This is a genomic window from Vibrio algicola (assembly GCF_009601765.2).
Lineage (GTDB): Bacteria > Pseudomonadota > Gammaproteobacteria > Enterobacterales > Vibrionaceae > Vibrio > Vibrio algicola.
Map to the genome: position 1 here is coordinate 685,961 of NZ_CP045700.1, position 16,728 is coordinate 702,688.

Annotated in this window: 16 protein-coding genes; 11 read left to right on the forward strand and 5 right to left on the reverse strand. The window is 41.4% G+C overall.

What is annotated here, in order from left to right; all coding sequences use genetic code 11:
• Positions 1–48: 48 nt before the first annotated feature.
• Together GFB47_RS14890 and GFB47_RS14895 are read right to left on the reverse strand one after the other, a co-directional pair.
• Positions 49–432, reverse strand: coding sequence for a diacylglycerol kinase (locus tag GFB47_RS14890; protein ID WP_153448808.1), 384 nt, complete (start codon positions 430–432; stop codon positions 49–51).
• A gap of 18 nt (positions 433–450) precedes the next feature.
• Positions 451–2,100, reverse strand: a complete 1,650-nt coding sequence (locus GFB47_RS14895; protein WP_178306529.1) for a phosphoethanolamine transferase — start codon at positions 2,098–2,100, stop codon at positions 451–453.
• Between the two features lie 243 nt (positions 2,101–2,343).
• Here GFB47_RS14895 and GFB47_RS14900 point away from each other — a divergent pair, with 243 nt between their 5' ends.
• The 10 genes from GFB47_RS14900 to pstB (GFB47_RS14945) all read left to right on the forward strand — a co-directional run bounded on the left by GFB47_RS14900 (position 2,344) and on the right by pstB (GFB47_RS14945) (position 12,310).
• Positions 2,344–3,132, forward strand: coding sequence for a ferredoxin--NADP reductase (locus tag GFB47_RS14900; protein ID WP_153448809.1), 789 nt, complete (start codon positions 2,344–2,346; stop codon positions 3,130–3,132).
• A 157-nt stretch (positions 3,133–3,289) separates the two neighbouring features.
• The gene (locus GFB47_RS14905; RefSeq protein WP_153448810.1) at positions 3,290–3,706 is read left to right on the forward strand and encodes a GNAT family N-acetyltransferase; all 417 of its coding nucleotides are present in this window, start codon (positions 3,290–3,292) and stop codon (positions 3,704–3,706) included.
• A gap of 707 nt (positions 3,707–4,413) precedes the next feature.
• Positions 4,414–5,472, forward strand: coding sequence for a phosphate ABC transporter substrate-binding protein PstS (gene pstS, locus GFB47_RS14910; protein WP_153448811.1), 1,059 nt, complete (start codon positions 4,414–4,416; stop codon positions 5,470–5,472).
• A gap of 160 nt (positions 5,473–5,632) precedes the next feature.
• On the forward strand, positions 5,633–6,574 hold the full coding sequence (pstC, locus tag GFB47_RS14915) for a phosphate ABC transporter permease subunit PstC (RefSeq protein ID WP_153449033.1): 942 nt from the start codon (positions 5,633–5,635) through the stop codon (positions 6,572–6,574).
• On the forward strand, positions 6,574–7,443 hold the full coding sequence (gene pstA / locus GFB47_RS14920) for a phosphate ABC transporter permease PstA (protein ID WP_153448812.1): 870 nt from the start codon (positions 6,574–6,576) through the stop codon (positions 7,441–7,443). Before pstC (GFB47_RS14915) ends, pstA (GFB47_RS14920) begins: the two co-directional genes overlap by 1 nt.
• 143 nt (positions 7,444–7,586) lie before the next feature.
• Positions 7,587–8,393: a phosphate ABC transporter ATP-binding protein PstB gene (pstB, locus tag GFB47_RS14925; protein WP_225874362.1), complete on the forward strand. Its 807-nt coding sequence runs from the start codon at positions 7,587–7,589 to the stop codon at positions 8,391–8,393.
• Between the two features lie 222 nt (positions 8,394–8,615).
• The gene (locus tag GFB47_RS14930; protein ID WP_153448813.1) at positions 8,616–9,437 is read left to right on the forward strand and encodes a phosphate ABC transporter substrate-binding protein; all 822 of its coding nucleotides are present in this window, start codon (positions 8,616–8,618) and stop codon (positions 9,435–9,437) included.
• A gap of 154 nt (positions 9,438–9,591) precedes the next feature.
• Entirely contained in the window at positions 9,592–10,512 is a 921-nt protein-coding gene (gene pstC, locus GFB47_RS14935; RefSeq protein ID WP_153448814.1) for a phosphate ABC transporter permease subunit PstC, read from the forward strand.
• A 5-nt stretch (positions 10,513–10,517) separates the two neighbouring features.
• Complete coding sequence (gene pstA / locus GFB47_RS14940) at positions 10,518–11,456, forward strand: phosphate ABC transporter permease PstA (protein ID WP_225874328.1); 939 nt, start codon at positions 10,518–10,520, stop codon at positions 11,454–11,456.
• A 104-nt stretch (positions 11,457–11,560) separates the two neighbouring features.
• The gene (gene pstB / locus GFB47_RS14945) at positions 11,561–12,310 is read left to right on the forward strand and encodes a phosphate ABC transporter ATP-binding protein PstB (protein WP_153448815.1); all 750 of its coding nucleotides are present in this window, start codon (positions 11,561–11,563) and stop codon (positions 12,308–12,310) included.
• Between the two features lie 152 nt (positions 12,311–12,462).
• Here the strand turns inward: pstB (GFB47_RS14945) and GFB47_RS14950 are convergent, their stop codons facing one another.
• Positions 12,463–13,383, reverse strand: coding sequence for a glucosamine inositolphosphorylceramide transferase family protein (locus GFB47_RS14950; RefSeq protein WP_153448816.1), 921 nt, complete (start codon positions 13,381–13,383; stop codon positions 12,463–12,465).
• Between the two features lie 196 nt (positions 13,384–13,579).
• Here GFB47_RS14950 and GFB47_RS14955 point away from each other — a divergent pair, with 196 nt between their 5' ends.
• The gene (locus GFB47_RS14955) at positions 13,580–15,067 is read left to right on the forward strand and encodes a DUF4832 domain-containing protein (protein ID WP_153448817.1); all 1,488 of its coding nucleotides are present in this window, start codon (positions 13,580–13,582) and stop codon (positions 15,065–15,067) included.
• Between the two features lie 78 nt (positions 15,068–15,145).
• On the opposite strand, the gene GFB47_RS14960 is transcribed toward GFB47_RS14955, so the two are convergent.
• Complete coding sequence (locus tag GFB47_RS14960) at positions 15,146–15,565, reverse strand: hypothetical protein (protein WP_153448818.1); 420 nt, start codon at positions 15,563–15,565, stop codon at positions 15,146–15,148.
• An 18-nt stretch (positions 15,566–15,583) separates the two neighbouring features.
• The gene (locus tag GFB47_RS14965) at positions 15,584–16,696 is read right to left on the reverse strand and encodes a glycosyltransferase family 4 protein (RefSeq protein ID WP_153448819.1); all 1,113 of its coding nucleotides are present in this window, start codon (positions 16,694–16,696) and stop codon (positions 15,584–15,586) included.
• Positions 16,697–16,728 lie beyond the last annotated feature (32 nt).

Here is a 16,728-nt window from a genome sequence, read left to right on the forward strand (position 1 = left end):
ACAAATAAAAAAGGCTCACCGTGGTGGGGAGCCTTTAAAGTATATCGGTTAAGCGCAGAAGTGGGTGTACAACATCACGCCCCACACCATAAGCGACATGATCATGCTTAAGGTGACGATCCCTGAGCCGATATTTTTTGCCACACCCGACAGTTCGTGATATTCCAACCCAACGCGATCCACCACCGCTTCTATCGCGGTATTGGTCATTTCAGCAAACAGTACAAACAGCATCGACAACATGATCGCCAGCGTTTGTAGCGCCGTAAAATCAATCCAAAATGTCAATATGGTAAGAGGAACCAGCAACATCAGTTCTTGCTGAAAAGCCGCTTCATTTTTAATCATCCACTTCACGCCATTACTGCTGTGTACAAGCGTGTACATAATGCGGCTAAGACCGGTGCGTTTTATTACTGTTTTATCGTTCATTGTTTAACTCAATTAATATTATTGTGATTGGCAGCTTGAAAAGAGATCTTGCTGCTCATTTTTATCTTTGGTGGTCACACCCATAAACCCAATCAAACTATGGAAGAAGTTATCATGTGAATAACCGGTTTTTTGTGATTCACGTTTGACACAATCAAGGTTAATGTTTTTTTGCTGTGCATATTGCTTAGGTATCCACATTTGCCATGGCACCGTGGTTTGCTCTTTCGGTGCCAACGAATAAGGGGTGCCGTGCAAATACAAACCATGTTCACCTAATGATTCACCATGATCAGAAATATACATCATTGCCACATTGTATTTATCGGAATACTGCTGCAAGGTTTTCACAACTTGTGACAAGAAGTAGTCAGTATATATCAATGTGTTGTCGTAGACGTTAGTTATTTCTTGATCGCTACACTGTTCAATGTCTTTACGGTTACACCAAGGCGCAAACTTTGCCATTTTAGCAGGAAAACGCTGGAAGTACGTCGGCCCGTGACTGCCGATAGTATGCAGCACCAATAACTTATCTTTTTTGTCATCCGAGCTTAAAAATGGTTGGGCTTTTTTGAGTAACACGCCGTCATAACACGTTTCACCATTACAAAACTCCGGATCTTGCGATGCATCAACGTGGATCAGTTTGGTTTTCTTAGCGACGCCTTTATCACCACCATCATTGTCTATCCATAAGGTTTCAACCCCACTCTTTGCAATAATATCGACCGCGTTATCTTGGGCATTAGCGCGTTGTTTTTTGTAATCTTTTCGATCCATATTCGAGAACATACAAGGCACCGACAGCGCAGTATAGGTGCCACACGACGACACATCTTTCATTGAAATCAAACCCAAATCTTTGGTGTATGGCTGAGTATCACGCGCATAACCATTGGCGGTAAAATTCATGCTCCGTGCGGTTTCACCTAACACTAAGATCACTAAGGTTGGTTTTTTATTGGCGGTCGGCGTGAGCGCTGCATCTTGACCCAGTTCAACGTACTTTAATGGTTTGGTTAAAAAGTTTCGGTTCACATATTGAAAGGTATTGTAAACATGAGCAGGAATGATCATTTTATTTAAATACTTATTATTACGACCCACAGACGCGTAATCTTTATAAGTGGTCACTGCAATCAAGGCAATGCCACACACGGCGATCATAATGATGATCACGCGGCTTAATAATTCTTTAAAGATAGATTTTCGATATTCCAGTTTAACCCACAAGATCAATATCGCGGGAATTAAGCCAAACACCACAAAAAATAAGGCCGAGCGGAAAGTTAGATAGAACGAAATCTCCGAAGCATTCGTACCAAAAACATTCTCCATCATAGAGACATCAAATAAAATCTTGTAGGTGACAGCGCCAAATAAGGCAATCCCAGAAGTGAGCGTGATCAACGCCATGATAGGTTTGAATACGCCCGGCCACGCCAATAAAGAAAAAATGATCATAAAAGCAAAAAAGAGCACAAAAGGCCCGGTATACGGGAACCAAAAATCAGGCACATCTTTGCTTAATGCGAAAACACGACTCACAATCGGATAATTCAAAACAAAACCGTAATACAACGCTAAAATGGTAATAAGCGTCGTGACTTTCATGGTTGGACGTGGGAATGAATCAAACCAAGCAGGAGTGGATAATTTGCGCATGGGAAAACCTATAAAATCAAAGTAAGGCTAGATTAATCCCAGAAACTTAAGATTGGCTGAAGACAGACTGAATCTTACCTCAACGCAATCACTCACCGTTCATTATAAAAGCAAAGAGTCCATTACCTTATTTTAATGATAATAATTCTTGTTTGCGTTAATGGCGAGGTATATGATGATTCTAGATTATTACTGTGAGTATGATTAATAGCTGCCATTAAATAGAAAAACTAGGAGTCACTTATGAAAGACATTCCTGTTGGTTTTACTGCTGGTCGAGTGATTAAGCGGATTGAGTGGGCGCAACACCTTTTTTCGCTGGTCGTCGAAGTGCCAGCCAATGCGTACCCTTCCCCTGCTTTTATTGCTGGGCAATTTTCTAAACTGGCCTTAGTAAATGGCCAAGGTGAATGGGTGCGCCGCGCTTATTCTATGGTCAACAATCCCACTCTGAAAAAGCAAAATTTAATCCTCGAATTCTTAGTGATTGAAATTCCACAAGGGCAACTCACCCCACTTCTAGCCCATCTGCAGGCTGGTAATACGATTTATGTCGGCACCCAACCTTCTGGTTTTATGACTGTCGATGAGATACCTGACAGTGCGATAGATTTATGGATGTTGTCGACCGGCACAGGGATCGGACCATTTTTATCGATCTTAGAAGAAGTCGAACAATGCCAAAAATTTGAGCATTTGGTGTTAGTCCATGCCGTTCGGACCAAAGAAGAGTTGGTATATAAAGACAAGATCATTGAGATGATGAAAACCTACCAAGGCAAGTTACGTTATGTGCCGATTGTGTCGCGTGAAGTGGAGCAAGGCGCATTGCAAGGACGAATTCCTGAACTGCTTAAGAGCGAGCAATTATCTGCCGCCGCGCATGTGACGTTAACCCCAGAGCACAGTTTCTTCTATTTATGCGGCAACCCCAACATGGTACACGACACCCGCGATACCCTAGAAAGCATGGGCTATCAAAAACACCTGCGCAGTGAATCCGGTCAGTTTAGCTTTGAGAATTACTGGTAAAGCTTTCCTCAGCGTAGGTTAATGCGTGCAACGGTAAGTGAAAAACAGACGTATTTTATTGCATTTAAACCATCGATTAGCAGCGATTGTGTCAGAAATATCTACGGGTTTATCCGCGTTTCCTGCTAATACATTTTTATATGATAAGGAGGTCACATTGAGTATCGAATATAAAGTTAATCAGCAGATCTCGGCTGACGAGTTTATTGGTTTGCTTAAGCGAACGACGTTAAGAGAGCGTAGACCGATAGAAAATATCAAATGTATCAACGGTATGTTAAACAATAGCAATCTCATAATCACTGCTTGGGATGGACCTAAACTGGTTGGTATTTCTCGCTCTATTACGGATTTCCATTATTGCTGCTATCTGTCCGACCTCGCGGTTGATGAAGCATATCAAAGGTCGGGAATAGGCAAGCAGTTACAAGTTCAAACACAAGCCCAAATAGAGCCTACATGTAAACTGTTTTTAATCGCCGCACCGGCAGCCAATGACTATTATGGACAAATTGGCTACACCAAAAACGAGCGCTGCTGGGTGCTGGATCGTGGTAGTGAAATTATCACATAACAAATAAAGATAGGTGTCGCGCAGAAGACACCTTATCTGGGTGCTGAATCAGCTCGAAGCTGCTTATTATTGTAAATTGGTCGATAATATTTTTAGGTCGGTATTAGGGGCAGTTGATCTTTCGTGGTTGTTTTTGCTGCGAATTGTTGGGTTTTTATACAAGGAAGAGGCTTTGTGGTGTAGCTGGCTACACGAAAAGCCGATGACTAAGTAGAAAAGACCAACAAACGCAGCCCGAAGGGTTCGGCTAAAAGCCTTTTACTCTTCGTTAAGTCTCATTTACTTAGAATAACTAGGCTTCAATCGACTTGCCTCGATTAAAAGGCTTTTATCTCGAACAAAATTTAATCACGAAAGATCAACAGCCCCTAGATTCAGCTTTTCTTTAGGCGCATTTAACCTTGATAACATTGCCGTGTTCTACTCTTTCTCATATTTTCAGCCCCTATTAAAATGTAACAAAATCACTGTCACATTTAGTAGTCGAAAGCTCATAACACTCCCCGCCATCAAATCATATCGTGTTTAAAATCCATAATAACCATTAGCGAAAAAATAAAATCCGACACAAAAACAACCAACTACATTAATCTTTCAAATCTGAAACTTATGATTTCACATTCTTCAGCCCGTTGTAACAAAACTGAAATCTAAAGCAGTTAACGTTAGCCCTGAAAACACACTTACTTACAATTCAGGATGGAAAGATGAAGAAATACACTTTGGTTTTGACCTCGTTAGTTGCGTTATCTGCGTCTACTTTGATTGCACCGGCGATGGCAGCCACCACCATTAATGGCGCGGGTGCCACTTTTCCTTATCCGGTTTACGCCGATTGGGCCAAAGCATACAACCAAGAAACCGGTGTACAACTGAACTACCAAGCCATTGGATCCGGTGGTGGTATTAAGCAAATTGAAGCCAACACCGTTGATTTCGGGGCATCGGATGCGCCATTAAGTAAAGATGAATTAGACAAAAATGGCTTGGTGCAATTTCCTGCGGTCATGGGTTCGATTGTGCCTGTGGTGAACGTTAAAGGGATTAAAGCTGGCGAGCTTAAGCTGTCGGGTGAAGCTCTCGCCGATATTTATTTAGGCAAAGTAAAGTATTGGGATGATGCCGAAGTAAAAGCCTTAAATACCAATTTAGCGCTGCCACACCAAATGGTGATCGCGGTGCATCGCTCTGATGGCTCAGGCACTACCTACAACTACACTGATTACTTACAACGCGCGAGCAAAACTTGGGCCTCTCAAGTCGGTATGGGTAAAGAAATCGCTTGGCCAAAAGCTGCCACCGGTTTAGGCGGTAAAGGCAATGCTGGAGTCGCGAATCTCGTCAAACGTACTCCTGGCACAATTGGCTATGTTGAATACGCTTACGCTGAGCAAAATAATCTGGTTTACACCCAAATGAAGAATAAAGAGGGTCATTTTGTGAAACCTGAATTAGCCGCCTTCCAAGCAGCAGCGGCCAATGCGGATTGGTCACATGCACCGGGCTTTAAGCTAATGCTCAACGATCAACCGGGCGCACAATCATGGCCAATGACCGCGGCAACCTTCATCTTAATGCATAAAGAACAAGCCAATCCAGCTACCGCCAAAGAAGTGCTGAAGTTCTTCCAATGGGGCTATCAACATGGCGACATCGCCACCAAATTAGGTTATGTACCAATGCCAAGTAATGTGGTGGATATGGTGCAAACCATGTGGTCAAAAGAAATTAAAGCTAAAGACGGTTCAGCGGTTTACCAGCAGTAAATCCCTTCCCGATGATGGGGTTCTCTGCGTTGCTATGGCTTTGCTTATTTTGCATTGTTGATTTAGCCGCGCGAGAAAGCCCATCCATCATGGATCAAGACATCGTTAACAGGATATTACCTTGAACGTTCCACATATCGACGCATCTCAAAACTCAGTGATTCAAAGCGCGCCCCGAGCTCGATTTTTTACCCATAATCGAGTTGAGCGTTTATTTAAAAATGCGAGTTATACCAGCGCGTTATTCATCATGTTATTGATGATCGCTTTATTTGCTTCATTAGTCGGAGGAGCTTGGCCTGCAATTTCTAAATTTGGCTTTGGTTTTATTACCAATACCGAATGGGATCCCGTTCAGTCTTTATTTGGCGCGGCGAATGCTCTGTATGGCACCATAGTTTCTGCGATTATCGCAGTGCTACTGGCAACACCAGTGGGCATTGCGATTGCAATTTCATTATCAGAACTGGTGCCTAAATGGATTGCTAAGCCGATCAGTATGGCGATTGAATTACTGGCCGCCGTCCCGAGCATTATTTACGGCATGTGGGGGCTTTTTGTGTTCGCTCCGTGGTTTTCTGAAAATGTTCAGGTTTGGTTACTCGAGCATTTAAGTGAAATACCGGTCATTGGAGTGTTATTTAGCGGGCCACCGATTGGCTTAGGCTTACTCACTTCTGGCATTATTTTGGCGATCATGATTTTGCCGATCTTAACCTCATTAATTAAAGATGCCCTTTCAACCGTACCCAATGTATTGCGTGAGTCGTCTTACGGTATTGGCGCGCATTCTTACGAAGTGATTTTAAAAGTATTACTGCCTTCCATTAAAAGCTCAATCTTAGGCGCATTTATTTTGGCATTGGGCCGCGCATTAGGCGAAACCATGGCGATCACCTTTGTGATCGGTGGCTCACAAGACATTAACGCATCGCTGTTTATGCCGGCAACCTCGATCTCAGCCACCATTGCAGAACAGTTTAATGAAGCCACCGATCCTGTGCATATCGCCTCACTATTAGCGTTAGGTTTAGTGCTATTTGTGATCACCTTCATTGTGATGGGTTATGCCCGTCTTCAACTTAGAAAAGGGAACCGCTAATGACTCGCTCACAATGGCGTACCGCCAAAAGTAAAGCATTTAGGGCCTTGTGTTACAGCGCGACAGGATTGGGCTTAGCTATTCTCGGCGTGATTGTTTACAGCTTATTAAGCAAAGGTTTACACGGTTTGCATTTTTCAACTTTTACCGAATCGATGCCAAGCCCTGGCGGCGAAGGTGGTTTAGCCAATGCGATTGTTGGCAGTTTAATGATCAGTGGCGTGGGTATTGCTATCGCGATCCCGATCGGATTACTGGCGGGAACTTGGTTATCGGAATACGGTAAAGATTCAAAACTGGCCGATATTATTCGCTTTTTAAATGGCATGTTAATGAGCGCGCCATCGATTTTGATTGGCTTATTTGTCTATGAAATTTGCGTCAAACCGACCGGCAGTTTCTCTGGTTGGGCCGGCTCGATTGCGCTGGCGATGATCGCACTGCCGATGATTATTTCAACCACCGAAGAGATGCTTAAACTGGTACCGAAAAGCATTCGTGAAGCTGGCGCGGGCCTTGGTATGCCTAAATGGCGCGTCACCTTATCGCTCAGCTATCGCAGTGTTGGTGCTGGGATTTTAACTGGGGTATTACTGTCGTTTGCCCGTATTTGTGGTGAAACCGCCCCACTGCTATTCACCGCGTTAAACAATAATTTTATGTCACTTGATATGAATGGACCGATGGCCAATTTACCAGTCACCATTTATCGACTGGCGATGAGCCCTTATGACTCATGGAACGACTTAGCTTGGACTGGCGCATTAATTATTACCGTCGCCATTTTAATACTCAATGTGACTTCTCGAATGCTACCGGCGATGCTGGCGAAACGTTCGCACATCAAAAGCCAAAAGACACAAGGATAAGACTGATGAACTCGACTGCCTCTACTGTAATTAATCATCCTGTTATGAATACTAACCAAAACTCAAACATTGCAAATGCTGCGGAAAAAACGATGAATTCAGAAAAACCGAAAGCTTTAAAAGATATGAGAGCTTTAGAAAATATGAAAGCTTTGGAAAGCGTTACCAACCCTCCAATTGACACGGCATTATTATCAAAACGTATGAACATCCAAAACTTGAACTTCTTTTATGGCAAAGATAAACAAGCGCTATTCGATATTAATCTGCCTATTTATGATAATCATGTCACCGCCATTATTGGTGCTTCTGGTTGCGGTAAATCAACGTTATTGCGCACCATGAACCGTATCTATAACTTATATGATGAGCACTCAGCCGAAGGCAAGATCTTACTCGATGATGAAAACATTCTGACCACGAACTGTGATTTATATGGCCTGCGCAGCAAGATCGGGATGATCTTCCAAAAACCGACTCCGTTTCCAATGTCGATATATGAAAATATTGCCTTTGGCATTCGCTTAAACGAAAAAGTATCCAAAGCCGATATGGATGTACGAGTACAAGACGCACTAGAGCATGCTCGTTTATGGAAGGAAGTTAAAGACAAGCTACACGCCGATGCAATGGGGTTATCTGGTGGTCAACAGCAACGTCTTTGTATTGCTCGCACGATTGCTTTACAACCCGAAGTCATTTTAATGGATGAACCGACTTCGGCGCTCGATCCTATTGCCACACAAGGTATTGAAAGATTAATCGCCAAACTGAGAAAGACTTTCACAATAGTGATCGTGACTCACAATATGCAACAAGCGAAACGTATTTCCGATTTCACCGCTTTTATGCACCTTGGCGAGTTAATGGAGTTTGGTCAAACTGAACAAATATTCAATCGCCCAGCCCAAAGCATGACGGCTGAATACATTGGTGGTGAGTTCGGTTAAGCCACACGTCAGTCCTTTTTGCTAGATGAATCGCTATTAATCTCACCATTAATAGCGACTTTTCTCGATTTTTGTTCATTCCACTTTTCGTTTATTCACAACACATATTCCCTCTGTCACGTACCCTTCAAATTACTGTCACACAACTGTCATATTTCAACTTTATTGTGTCATTCGTCAACTGAATAACTCAACGGCATGATGCCACAAAAGGAAATAGGAATGAAAAAGACACTAATCAGCACCTTAGCAATTCTTGGCGCACTGAGCGCAACCTCTGTATCTGCAAAAGAAACTATTTCTGCGGTGGGTTCAAGTAGTGTAACTCCATTAATGGAAATGTTTTCTGAAACCTATATGAAAGCAAACCCTGATATTTTCGTTGAAGTTCAAGGCCCAGGTTCATCGGCTGGTATTAAAGCGGCAAAAAATGATTCTGCTGATTTAGGCATGTCATCTCGTAACCTAAAACCTGAAGAAAAAGAAGCAAACTTAAAAGAAGAAATCATCGCCCATGACGGTATCGCGGTTGTGGTTAACCCTGCGAATAAAATCAAAGGATTAACTGCTGCACAAATCACGTCAATTTATAAAGGTGAGGTCTCTAACTGGAAACAAGTGGGCGGCGAAGATAAACCTATCGTGACAATCACTCGTGATACCGCTTCAGGTACTCGCGGCGCATTTGAAGACATTATGAATTTAAAAATGAAAGTGAACGATATGAAAGTATCGGCAATCTCACAACGTGCACAAGTGGCTAACGGTAATGGTGGTTTAAAAACTATGGTTGCAAGTAACCCTTATGCGATTGGGTATATCTCTTTAGGTACGGTTGATAACACAGTGCACCCACTGGCTGTCGATGGTGTCGAAGCCACTATCCCGAACATCAAAAACGGTACTTACAAAGTTTCTCGTCCATTTTTAGTACTGTACCACGAAGGTAAACCATCAGCGTCGGCGCAAAAATTCCTAGACTGGATGCTGACTAAAGATGCACAAAAGATCGTGCTATCTCACGGCTACATTGATATCCACTAAGCAACACTTTAACAATTTTGCCTAGTACGCAAGTGCTAGGCTTCTTTTCCATCTCGACGTTTTTCCTGCTCCTATTTATAGCAAGAGCCATCGATTTGTGAGTTTTGAATACCCATCGCCACTTATAGTGACAAAATTTGGTAGTGACCAAACTATGAATACTATCGTTAACCCAGAAGCATCAAACACTTCTAATCAAAACGGTAATCTACGCCAAAAGAAAGGTGTAGATTGGAAAGAAAAAATCTTCCATGCCTTATTTCTAGGTAGCGCCATCATTGGGATTGTGTCTTTAGCCCTCATTGCTTATTTCATTATTGCCGAAAGTATCCCAGCGTTTAAAGCGGTCGGTGTTTCTGCCATTGTGTTCGGTGATAACTGGCTCCCCCCTGCCCTTTATGGTATTTACACCATGATTGTTGCTTCGGTCGTCTCGACCTTTGGCGCAGTAGTGGTTGGGGTTCCTATTGGCTTATTAACTGCAATTTTTATTGCTGAAATCGCACCGAAGAAACTGGCCGATATTATTCGCCCTGCGGTGGAACTGCTGGCGGGGATCCCATCGGTGGTTTACGGTTTCTTTGGTCTCGTGATTATTGTGCCGTTAATCCAAAATATCTTTAGCGTGCCTGCGGGTAACACAATTTTAGCTGGGATAATCGTGTTGGGCGTGATGATATTGCCAACCGTGATCACCGTGTCTGAAACCTCGATTCGCGCTGTGCCTCAAGCTTATAAAGAAGCCTCATTGGCACTGGGGGCATCAAAAACCTACACCATCTTTAAAGTATTACTGCCTGCGGCTCGTTCTGGGATCATGACGGCGGTTATCTTAGGTATTGCACGCGCGCTTGGCGAAACGATGGCCATCATTATGGTGATGGGAAACGCCCCTGCTATGCCAGAAGGTATTTTAGATTCTGCCCGTACTTTAACCGCCAATATCGCGATTGAAATGTCATACGCAAGTGGTATTCATGCCAACGCATTATATGCAACGGGTGTGGTGTTACTGGCTTTCATCATGATTTTAAATGCCGGTTTGCTTTATCTTAACCGTCAGAAGGCGAGGTAGTTATTATGACTATTCAATCAAACAATCAATCAAACAACCATCATGCACAAGCAACTCTCTCTCAGCCTGTTATTTCTCAAGCGCTGCGCGATAAGTTAAAGAAACAACGTCAGTTTAAAGATACGTTACTCAATATTTTTATTTGGCTATCCGCAGGATTAACGGTTGGCTTTTTATTTTGGATTATGTGGTACATCTTATCCAACGGCTTACAGCATGTAGATTGGAACTTTATTAGCGACGATTATACTCGTACTGGTGATGAACACGGTATCTTCCCTATGATCATCGCCACCATTTATATGGTGATTGCATCAATAGCGGTTGCCGCGCCATTGGGCATCATGACGGCGATTTATTTAACCGAATACGCGAAACCTGGCAGCAAATTAGTGAAAGTGATTCGCTTTTGTACTGAGTCATTGGCCGGTATTCCATCGATCATCTTTGGTCTGTTTGGTATGACCTTTTTTGTTACCGTGATGGGCTTTGGTTTCTCGATTTTATCGGGGGCATTAACCTTAAGTATCTTGATCCTTCCGGTGATTATTCGTACCACAGAAGAATCATTAATGGCGGTTTCACAGACTTACCGTGAAGGATCTTATGGTTTAGGCGCATCTAAAATTTACACCATCTGGCGTTTAATTCTACCAAGTGCGATGCCGGGCATTATTACCGCAGTTATTTTGAGTGTTGGTCGCGTGATTGGTGAATCGGCTCCAGTGTTTTTAACCGCCGGTATGGTGGCGCGTATTCCAGAATCAGTGTTGGATTCAGGTCGAACATTAACGGTTCACTTATACAAACTAACCACTGAGCTTTTCACTATTGATGAGTGGAATCAAGCTTACGGCACCGCAACCGTTCTGATTGTATTAGTCCTAATGATTAACATGCTGACCAAGTTCCTTGGCAGTCGCTTTAATAAAGCCAATTACTAATATTTTATCTTAGAGACGTATTGATTCTAAACACCATTATTAATAACAAAGCAATTTGACTCTCAAAAATATCAGTGGCTTTGTTACCTAAAGAGAATACTAAAATGAACAAATTTAATATCGAAAACCTAGATTTATTTTACGGCGACAACCAAGCATTAAAAAGCATCAACTTGCCGATCCCACACCAGAAAGTTACGGCATTAATTGGTCCTTCCGGTTGTGGTAAATCGACCCTACTGCGCTGTTTAAACCGCATGAACGACTTAATCGCCGGCGTAAAAATCACCGGTAAAGTCAGCATGGATGACAATGATATCTACGGTAATATCGATGTGGCCGATCTGCGTATTAAGGTTGGTATGGTATTCCAAAAACCCAACCCATTCCCAATGAGTATTTATGAGAATGTGGCCTATGGATTACGCGCACAAGGCATTAAAGATAAGAAGCATATTAACGAAGTGGTCGAGAAATCATTACGCGGCGCAGCGTTATGGGATGAAGTAAAAGATCGCTTAAAATCACACGCATTTGGATTATCGGGCGGTCAGCAGCAACGTTTATGCATTGCTCGCACTATCGCGATGCAACCGGATGTGATCTTAATGGATGAACCGACTTCGGCGCTTGATCCTATTGCGACTCATAAAATTGAAGATTTAATGGAGTCACTGAAGAAAGAATTCACCATAGTGATCGTGACTCACTCAATGCAGCAAGCACGCCGCATCTCAGACCGAACGGCCTTCTTTTTAATGGGTGAGTTAGTCGAACACAATGATACTGCTGTTATTTTTAGTAATCCAAAAGATGACCGCACTCAAGGATACGTCAACGGTGATTTTGGTTAAAAAACCAATGCCTCTCACCGCACGTTAAGCATAACTATAAAAAGCGATGGACCTTTTGCCCCTTTAATCGAGGGGCTTTTTTTGTACAGTCACTGAAGAAAAACAATAAGAATAAAAACCCGATACCATGTAAATCTGCCTATTAGCGGCCCCTAATCTTTTACGTTAAAAAATGGTATTTCAGTGCCCAACTTTACCATCACTAAGTATTTTATTTTCCTATAAATATTTGAGTATTTGGTCAAAATGTTTTTTGAATCTATCACTGTCATATTATCCCAACAGGATAGTGTATGAATACCATCTGAAAATGGTTCAATCGGCATCACATCGTTAAAAAATTCTTCTTTATAACGACTTTTAGAGATCTCAGTAATCTTCATTACCTTCAAACTGCCACCATAAGTGACCGCACAGTTTTGACAAACACGATAATATTCACTTGAAGAGTAGTCATCAGTACGTTCAATGATTGGTCCGCCATTACGTCCAAAAGCTTTATCGTTCGCAATAGGTGAGCATGGGTGGGCCTGAAAATCCCCCAATAAAGAATCAGAAAAGAATAACTGTTGCTTAAAAGGTTCATCTGCGGTGGAAGTAAACAGATAAAATGTATCATCGATTTGTTTTACACAAGTATCGACGTATTTGGCACCACTAAGCATTGTTTTGATTTTTTCAAACTTGTTTTTATTAAATTTATATAGCGATATTTCGTTTAAATCTGAGGTTTCAACAATCGAATATAACTCCCCTTCACTTTCAAAAGTAAACGGGAAGGATTTGTGGCCAACAACCTTATTAATGTCGGCAAAAAAATTGTAGCGCTTGCCATCAAAATCCACACATTCAATTTTTCCATTACCATGTGAATAATCAAAAATCTCGTATCCAATATACGCTTTGGCATCAAGTACAAACACAAATGGATCGGCTTCAAAGTCCTTGTCGGTAAAATTAAACCAACGAATCTCATAATGACTTAACCCATTTTCAATCACCTCTAGAGGGTGAGCATCTATCAATCCAATTCGCCAAAAATCTTGATCGGTAAATTTACTTAACCACTTCATCTAACAAATCCCCTTAACGCTAATACTTATACCAACACGACAGCTAGTTGGCTATAAAACCCATAGACTGATGCTTAAGCCATATAAGCCTTTTTAATGCGGGCAGACTTAGTGGAAAGTCTAAAATACTGCTCACTGACCAAGCAAAAATAACGCTACAATCATACATCTATACTAGCTTTCGAGATGGCGTTTTATGTCAATATTCAATAAATATTTATGTTTTCTATGCTTAATAAATGTTTTTCTTCCAGTTCTCACTCAAGCAAAATCGATTGACTGCATTCCACAGGAAAGTAATTCCATACTAATCAACCCTGACATTGGCATTACTGACCACCAAACTATTGATATACGTAATGATCCCAACTGGAATGAACCCAGCTACCCTGAGACAACTGTTGTTTATTTTCGTTGGTACTGGGAACAATTAGAACCCCAAAAAGGCGTCTATAATTTTCAATTAATTGATAACACACTGCAATCTGCGCAACATGCCGGTAAAAAAGTGGTGATTCGATTTATGACATTGGCAGGCCTTGATGAGACCTACTATGCAGGTGATCCTCGCCAAGGTAAAAAAATACTCGGGATCCCATGTTGGTTAAAACAGCAATTAGACCCGAAAACCGATCAAAACTGCGCTGATGATAATAGTTTTGTGGTCGATTATAAAAACCCCATCTTTGACAAAAATTTGAACGACTTCGTGACAGCAATGGGAAAACGTTATAATAAGAACCCCAATATCTTACGTCTCGATGTTGGTTTGGTTGGCACTTGGGGCGAATGGCATTTAGGGACGCATTACCCCGATCCGGTCTCCACTTTGACCAAAAGAGGTTATCGCAATGAGGATTTATTACCATACATTGACATGATGCGTAAAAACTTCCCAGATAAAATGCTGACCATAGATTTGGGTACCGCTAATGATAACTTCACCGGACCTTCGACTAAAAATGGTTTAGGTTGGCGTGCCGATTGTTTTGGCGACTGGTCACACGGTTGGAATCACATGCAAGATGCATATCCTGAAACGTTACGACATATTCAGCAGACAACTGATCCACACATTATGTCGCGCTGGAAACATGCACCGGTTGATTTTGAAATTTGCACCAACATGCAAGGATGGGCTCAACAACCCGATATTTATACCCCACAAAAAGTAGAACAAATCTTTGACAGTGCATTAAAATTACATGCCTCTCTTTTTAATTTAAAATCACAAAAAATCCCAGCAATCTACCAACCAGCACTGAATGATTTTATTAAAAAGTTAGGCTATCGCTTTGTTATTAAACATGTAAATATCAGTGGCAACTTTAAACCAAACACTCCAATTGTAATAAAATCGGATTGGACAAATGTGGGTTCTGCTCCCAGCTATAATAACTACCCTGTCGTATGGCGATTAGTCGATAAAGAAGGCAATGTTGCGGCTTATTTTGAGACAAATAATGATATCCGCGCTTGGTTTCCCTCACAAGATAAGATGACTCGCCCTGCGATATATCAACAAAATAATACTTTCGTCTTACCAGAAAGTCTTCCACGAGGCCGTTATAACCTCGAGGTTGGTCTTGTAACCATGAATACACATAGTGCCGTAATCAAACTCGCAATTGAAAATAACCACAAAAATAACTGGTATGAGGTGACCCAATTCACAATTCGATAACCTACAAAGTAGAACCGAGATCCTCGACATAAGTGACACACTTTAATCAGTTAAAATATTAAACTTCAACTTGATTTATCAGCTTAAAAAGTGAGCTTTAAAATAATCCCACACACCAAAAGAAAAATGACTAAAAATATCAATGCCTAGCGCCGACTTTATTAAGTACATAATCAGAACCGCAGCCGCAAATAGAAACAAGAAGAAAGATAAAATTAATAGTGTTTTAATGAAAAGGCTTAAAGAAGTGCTTCTTCTTGAATTTTTCCGTCTATCCTTACCGAATAAAAATACCACATAATAGCGCCAACGGCCCAATTTTATGACCGGCCGAAAATCAATAATATGGTTAGAAACTGCATTATTAATTGCAATCGACCTTTCAATTGCCTCTCGTTGTTGACTATCAAAAGATTGACAGACCTCATCCGGTATTGCTTTAAACACACGGTCAATAATCGTCCATTGTTCCTCTGTATACTTTTTATTTGAATTCAAAATCTTTTCACTTATTGATTATCGTTTTTCAAATGAGAGAGATGAAAAAATATCATAGGTTTGCTCTGCAATGACATTCCAATCATACTTTTTTAGGTATTCATCATAATTAACCCGTGAGTGGTTCACTGACACCATTAGCATACTGGCTAACTTTTGACTATCACCGCAAGGAAAGTAGCACTCATTGGGTAAATGAACGGCTTTATTGGCTGGAATGTCACTGGCGATCACCGGCAAGGAAAATGACATGGCTTCCAGCAGTGCAATAGGTAACCCTTCGCTAAAAGATGGCAAAACAAAGGTATCAGCTTGCGAAAAAATACTGCTTAGCTCATCTCCCGATAAGAAACCGGTCAATATAACGCCTGCCGTTTGCTTTGCTGAGGCTTTTAGTTTTTCACTGTATTCTGTCGGATGGTCACTATCCCCAACTAAAACTAATTTTTTATTGATACCACTACTTTGAAAGGCTTCGAGCAATACGTTTAAGCCTTTTTCTTGTGAAAAACGTCCAACGGCTATTATGTAATCTCGTGGCTTAAGATCGTACTTGGCTAAATAACCCGCAATTTTATCTTGTTGTGGTAATTGAGCCGAATGAACACCATTAAAAATGAGATGAGTATCATTACGACCATATTTTTCGCTCATTAAATTTTGCATAAAATCAGATATTACAATCACTTCCGATGCATATTTCATCGCAAACTTTTCACCTAAGCGAAGAATAAATTTCGCCAATTTACCCCATTTTTGATGATCATAGTTTTGGCTATGATGGGTGAAAATAACTTTTTTTCCAAACAGACGCAAAATTGGTGTCACTAGTCCAGGACCAATGGCATGTATATGAACGATATCCACCCCTTGTTTAATCGCATACAAAGCCGCTAACAATGAATGCAATGGTGCTTCTAATGATTTATTGGTCACCGCAGGTAGAGCTTTAAGTTTTACACCTTGATATTCACTTTCCGTATAAGGGACATAAGGTTTACGTGCCACCACCGTAATATCCAAATCATATTTTTGAGCTAATATTGGATACAAAGATTGGCAATGAGATTCAACACCGCCTGGAATATTAGGAATACCACGGGTGCCCAGCACTAAAATTGATTTTTTCACACTATAACCTCATCCAAATGCCTATATTTTAT

What these genes read in the sequence shown, in the direction of transcription:
- GFB47_RS14895 (WP_178306529.1), bottom strand. Translation starts at nt 2,100, where the DNA reads ATGCGCAAATTATCCACTCCTGCTTGGTTTGATTCATTCCCACGTCCA.
- GFB47_RS14950 (WP_153448816.1), bottom strand. Translation starts at nt 13,383, where the DNA reads ATGAAGTGGTTAAGTAAATTTACCGATCAAGATTTTTGGCGAATTGGA.
- pstB (WP_153448815.1), top strand. Translation starts at nt 11,561, where the DNA reads ATGAACAAATTTAATATCGAAAACCTAGATTTATTTTACGGCGACAAC.
- GFB47_RS14955 (WP_153448817.1), top strand. Translation starts at nt 13,580, where the DNA reads ATGTCAATATTCAATAAATATTTATGTTTTCTATGCTTAATAAATGTT.
- pstS (WP_153448811.1), top strand. Translation starts at nt 4,414, where the DNA reads ATGAAGAAATACACTTTGGTTTTGACCTCGTTAGTTGCGTTATCTGCG.
- GFB47_RS14900 (WP_153448809.1), top strand. Translation starts at nt 2,344, where the DNA reads ATGAAAGACATTCCTGTTGGTTTTACTGCTGGTCGAGTGATTAAGCGG.
- GFB47_RS14890 (WP_153448808.1), bottom strand. Translation starts at nt 432, where the DNA reads ATGAACGATAAAACAGTAATAAAACGCACCGGTCTTAGCCGCATTATG.
- pstC (WP_153448814.1), top strand. Translation starts at nt 9,592, where the DNA reads ATGAATACTATCGTTAACCCAGAAGCATCAAACACTTCTAATCAAAAC.
- pstA (WP_153448812.1), top strand. Translation starts at nt 6,574, where the DNA reads ATGACTCGCTCACAATGGCGTACCGCCAAAAGTAAAGCATTTAGGGCC.
- pstA (WP_225874328.1), top strand. Translation starts at nt 10,518, where the DNA reads ATGACTATTCAATCAAACAATCAATCAAACAACCATCATGCACAAGCA.
- pstB (WP_225874362.1), top strand. Translation starts at nt 7,587, where the DNA reads ATGAAAGCTTTGGAAAGCGTTACCAACCCTCCAATTGACACGGCATTA.
- GFB47_RS14930 (WP_153448813.1), top strand. Translation starts at nt 8,616, where the DNA reads ATGAAAAAGACACTAATCAGCACCTTAGCAATTCTTGGCGCACTGAGC.